The 1,590-nt window shown below is 70.1% G+C and carries 1 protein-coding gene and 2 pseudogenes; 1 reads left to right on the top strand and 2 read right to left on the bottom strand.

Translation table 11 applies throughout. From position 1 onward, the window contains the following. Positions 1 to 218, bottom strand: a pseudogene (locus tag VG296_RS25055) (hypothetical protein); the annotation flags it as partial. Between the two features lie 78 nt (positions 219 to 296). Between VG296_RS25055 and VG296_RS25050 the strand changes: the two are divergent. Beyond that, positions 297 to 1,172 (top strand): sigma-70 family RNA polymerase sigma factor, encoded by an 876-nt coding sequence (locus tag VG296_RS25050; protein WP_325569749.1) that lies wholly within the window; start codon positions 297 to 299, stop codon positions 1,170 to 1,172. 85 nt (positions 1,173 to 1,257) lie between these two features. Here VG296_RS25050 and VG296_RS25045 read toward each other — a convergent pair. Beyond that, positions 1,258 to 1,590, bottom strand: a pseudogene (locus VG296_RS25045) (glucose-6-phosphate dehydrogenase); the annotation flags it as partial.

Genomic DNA, 1,590 nt, shown 5'->3' with positions numbered 1-1,590 from the left:
CGCTCATCGACGGACTTGCCCTTGCGCACGGCCTGGTTGAACTTGCCCATGCCCATCATCATCTTCGGCTGGTAGGCCCAGATCTCCATCGGCTCCAGGCCGCTGCCGGTCTCCGGCGTGCGGCCGGCCAGCTTCTTCATCATCCTCGGTCCGAGCCTGTATATGAGCCTGACCATCGGCCCAGCGTCGCGCTTGGACACCTTCTCGATACGTGCCATCCGGCAGCTCCTGTCACATTGGGTGAGGTTGGGGGGTCTGTCCGGTATGACACCCGAGACCCGGAAGGTGTGACAGCAGTGGACGAACTCGAGCTGGCCAACAGGTTCGACCGCCAGCGGCCCCAGCTCCGCGGGGTCGCCTACCGGATTCTCGGTTCGGTCAGCGAGGCCGACGACGCGATGCAAGAGGCGTGGCTCCGGCTTCGGCGGACAGACGCCGAGCAGATCGACAGTCTCGAGCGGTGGCTGACGACCGTGGTCGCCCGGATCTGCCTGAACATGCTCCGCGCGCGCCGCGCGCGCGGCGAGCAGCCGTTCGATGGCTTGCGGCCGGAGCCGATCATCGACAATCCAGCCGTCGGGACCGATCCGGAGCACGAAGCGTTGCTGGCCGACTCGGTCGGGATCGCGCTGCAGGTCGTGCTCGACACGCTCAGCCCGGCCGAGCGACTCGCGTTCGTGCTACACGACATGTTCGCCGTCCCGTTCGACGAGATTGCCGCGATGGTCAGCCGCTCCCCGCAGGCGACACGCCAGCTCGCCAGCCGCGCGCGGCGACGAGTGCGCGAGGCGGCGCCGCCGCCAGACCCGGACCTGGCCCGCCAGCGGGCGGTCGTGGACGCCTACTTCGCCGCCGCCCGCGAGGGCGATCTCGATGCACTGGTGGCCGTACTTCACCCCGACGTCGTGCTTCGCGCCCACCGCCGCGACGGCGACCCCATCACGCTGCACGGCGCGGCGGACGTGGCGCGCGGGGCGGCGAGCGCCCGTCGGTTCGCGCCATACGTCCGTCCGGCGCTGGTCAACGGCACGGCCGGCGCGGTCGCGTTCGACGGCGACCGGCCGTTCGCCGTACTCGCGTTTACGGTGGTCGGCGACCGCGCCGTCGCGATCGACGTGTTCAACGACCCCGAACTCGTCGCCAAACTCGACATTCACGGGATCACCGCCTGATCGGTGCGGGCGCCCGGGTCGACACCGTCCGCGCGGTACCGAACGCGCCGACCGGCCCGTCGCGGACCGCGTGTCCTCGCGGCTGCTACTCCTTGCCGCGCCAGGTGCGTTCGAACGGGAGCCGCCAGGCGTTGGGCGCGACGAGCTGATGGATCGCGTTCGGGCCCCACGAGCCGGGGGCGTACGGCTTCACCGGCCGCGGGTTCTCCAGCAGCGGAGCGGAGCGCTCCCACAGGCTCTCGATCCCCTCTGCGGTGGTGAACAGTGTGTGATCTCCGCGCAGGGTGTCGAGGATCAGGCGCTCATAGGCCTCCAGGACGTCGGTCAGCTGGCCGGTCTCGGCTGTGGCGAACTGCATGCTCAGCTTGTCCAGCCGCATCCCCGGGCCGGGGCGCTTTCCGTAGAAGGAGAGGGAGAG

It is taken from the genome of Actinospica sp., assembly GCF_035552695.1.
GTDB lineage: Bacteria > Actinomycetota > Actinomycetes > Streptomycetales > Catenulisporaceae > Actinospica.
This window is presented reverse-complemented; position numbering and strand designations above follow the sequence as displayed.